The sequence below is a fragment of the Schaalia sp. genome, from assembly GCF_050312375.1.
Taxonomy (GTDB): domain Bacteria; phylum Actinomycetota; class Actinomycetes; order Actinomycetales; family Actinomycetaceae; genus Pauljensenia; species Pauljensenia hyovaginalis.
In genome coordinates this window covers 1-2,717 of record NZ_JBNOYB010000026.1, presented here as the reverse complement: position 1 = coordinate 2,717, position 2,717 = coordinate 1, and the positions used below count along the sequence as shown (strand labels likewise).

Genomic DNA, 2,717 nt, shown 5'->3' with positions numbered 1-2,717 from the left:
TGTGGTCTTCGTTGTTCAGTTCTGGGGGGCGCGTGCGGCGTGGCCGGGCAACGGCTGGGCTCTGGCGTGGCTTTCGGTCTCGGTTGTCATCTGGGCCCTGGTGGTGGACGAGGAAGGGACGGGGCGATGAGGATCGCGGATCTGCATTATTACGGGCCGCCGCAGACGCGTTTCCCGTCGCGCGAGGCCTGGCGCGACTGCGAACAGTCCTGGGAGCCGCCCCTCGGTCCTCACCCTGTCCCCAGGCTGCGGATAGACGACGGCGAAGAGCACCCCGTGAGCATTAGGCAGGCCACCGCCGCCGAGATCTCGGCGCGTATCCGCGCCCAGGTTGCCCATGAAGGGCCAAGGCTATGAGCCGGGGGCGTCTCAATGCCTCGATGCGTGTCGGGGATATCCTCGCCGCTCTCGCGCGCGTCAACTGGGGGCCCTTCCGAGGCCGAGCATGGGCGTATCGGCGAATCGTCTTGCAGACCCTCGCCGTCATGGCCCGCGAGCAGACGGCGGATCTCGCCGCCGAGGTCATCGGATCAGCCTCGCAGATCGCCGACCGCGCAGGATGCCATGAGAAAACGGTCCGGCGATGCCTGCACGACCTCGAAGACCTCGGCCTCATCACCTACCAGCGTGGCGGGATCTGGGACGGCAAGCCCATGCCCTCGGTCATCCGCATCATCAAGGCACGCCTTGTCGAGTTGACCCTCGCGTTTAGGCCCAAGCACGACAAGGCGCTAGAGGAACGGCGCCGCGAAACGCTCGCCAGACTCGCCCTCCTCGAACGCGCAAGGATCCGCCCCCGCCAGCGCGCCGAGAACCATGCGGACTTTAAACACAGCCTCTCTCTCTACGAGAAGAGGGCGCCTAACGAGGGCGCGCCCTCATCGTCTCAGTTCATCAATCCCCGCCCCGCCAACAAGATCCACGCCAAGCGCGAACGCCAAGCCGAAGCCCTCGAAATCTGGAAAGCCACCCGATACCTCAGAGAAGAAGCCAAGAAGGACAAGATGCAAAAGCAAACCCCACCACGCGAGTTCATGCCCGTCGTATGCACGCACTCCATGATCGACATCGGCCCCGGCTCCTGCAACGCTTGCCGATCCAAGGCATGGCAGGACTACCAGGAGGCCCAGAAGATCGCCGAGAAGGAGGCGGAGCGCTTGCGCGCCGAGCAAAGGACGAAGCAAGAAGCTGACGAGGAAGCGAAGGGCAGCGCCTTCGCCGCGTACATGCGCGCCACATACCCAGACAAGCGCCGGTCCGAATGGTCCGATCTCATCCTTGTCGACGAGGAGGCGGCCCGCCTTGCAAACGCATGACACCAACCACGAAACCCGCCTCGCCCTGCTCGATGCGTCCGAGGACCTTCTCGCGATCGCCGAGCGCCTGCGCGAGCTGGTTGACAACGGTTCGGGGTATTCGATGAGCGCTGCGCAGATGAGGATCTTCGTTCAGGCCACCAATGTTGTCGATTGTGCCCACGAGATCATCACCACGGTGAGGAGCGGGCAGTGAGTGACCGGCCGAGACTGTGGACGACCGCCGAGACCGCCGAGTTCCTTGGGATCACCGAGCGGGCGCTAGTGCGCCGCCGTCAGCGGGGGACGGGCCCGGATTACGTTCGGGTCGGCAGGCTCATTCGCTACGCGCCGCGTGACGTTGGCATGTGGGTACAGGCCCAGACCCGTAGGCCCGGCACTGCCCCCGTGCAGGTGATCGCGTGAGCACTGTGGACGACTGGACGAGCCGACCGGGCAAGTGGCGTCGGGCGTTCACGCTGGAACTCATCCGGAGGTTCGGCGCCGTGTGCTGCATCTGTGGGCTCCCGATCCGCAGGGGCGAGGAGTCTTGCCAGCACCTCACGCCCCGCTCGCAGGGCGGGCGCACGACCTTCGATAACTGCCGACCGGCTCACCGCTCATGTAACTACAGCGCGGGCGCGCGCCAAGCCTCCGGGCCCGCCGGGCTCGTCGCCGACGGCCTCGCCGCGTTCACTCGCCGCCGATGATCGACCCGCGTTTTTCTGCCAGCGCGAACGCCGTTCCACCCCGCGCCAGCGTGTTTCTCCCTCCCCAAACTCTCACAAAAAACCCCAGGTCACACCGCGAAAGGAGGCCCCGACCATGACCCCCGACCAGCCCGGATTATGGGCCGAAAACCCCCAGAAAACCCCGGAAATCGGGGAAGTCGAACGCGGTTACCTCGAACAGATGAGAGCCCTCGAAGAATCCGGGGTAATGGGACCCGAACACGCCGGGACCCGTGCCCTCGTCCTCACCGCAGCCCGCGCCGTTGACCAGATCAAGCCGACCGACGCCGCTTCGGGCCGGTCGAACCTCCTCAAAGCGTTAAACGACATCGCCCAGCGGCTCCCCGAGGCCGCCGACACGGGGGGAAGCCTCATCGACGAACTGCGCCGCCTCCTCGACCCCTCCGACGCCCCCGAATGTCCCTTCGACAACACCCCCGCCGCATGACCCGCCGCACCTTCACCGTCTTCCCGCGCCCCCAGTACGGGCCCGCCCGCGACCGCGCTTGGCGCACCGAGGAACCGCAGATAACCCGCGTGTGCAGGCTCATGGGCAAAGAACCCCAGCCGTGGCAACGCTACGTCTGGGCCGTCGGAACCGAATACCAGATCGACGCATGGGGCAGGCGCGTCTACCACTATCGCGACATCCTCGTGACCGTGCCCCGCCAGTCCGGGAAAACGACACAGT

General features: G+C 66.0%; 4 protein-coding genes and 1 pseudogene. All 5 read left to right on the top strand.

Going from position 1 to position 2,717, the window contains the following annotated elements:
* The first annotated feature begins 380 nt into the window (after positions 1 to 380).
* Entirely contained in the window at positions 381 to 1,316 is a 936-nt protein-coding gene (locus ACQY7V_RS01975) for a hypothetical protein (RefSeq protein ID WP_428638657.1), read from the top strand.
* On the top strand, positions 1,303 to 1,512 hold the full coding sequence (locus ACQY7V_RS01970) for a hypothetical protein (RefSeq protein WP_428638654.1): 210 nt from the start codon (positions 1,303 to 1,305) through the stop codon (positions 1,510 to 1,512). The genes ACQY7V_RS01975 and ACQY7V_RS01970 overlap by 14 nt, the downstream gene beginning before the upstream one ends.
* Before the next feature lie 205 nt (positions 1,513 to 1,717).
* Positions 1,718 to 2,005 carry an HNH endonuclease gene (locus ACQY7V_RS01965; RefSeq protein WP_428638652.1) on the top strand — a complete coding sequence of 96 codons (288 nt, stop codon included), beginning with the start codon at positions 1,718 to 1,720 and terminating at the stop codon, positions 2,003 to 2,005.
* A 115-nt stretch (positions 2,006 to 2,120) separates the two neighbouring features.
* Entirely contained in the window at positions 2,121 to 2,474 is a 354-nt protein-coding gene (locus tag ACQY7V_RS01960; RefSeq protein WP_428638649.1) for a hypothetical protein, read from the top strand.
* A pseudogene (locus ACQY7V_RS01955) lies at positions 2,471 to 2,717 on the top strand (hypothetical protein); the annotation flags it as partial. The gene ACQY7V_RS01960 and the pseudogene ACQY7V_RS01955, both read left to right, overlap by 4 nt.

What these genes read in the sequence shown, in the direction of transcription:
- ACQY7V_RS01975 (WP_428638657.1), top strand. Translation starts at nt 381, where the DNA reads ATGCGTGTCGGGGATATCCTCGCCGCTCTCGCGCGCGTCAACTGGGGG.
- ACQY7V_RS01960 (WP_428638649.1), top strand. Translation starts at nt 2,121, where the DNA reads ATGACCCCCGACCAGCCCGGATTATGGGCCGAAAACCCCCAGAAAACC.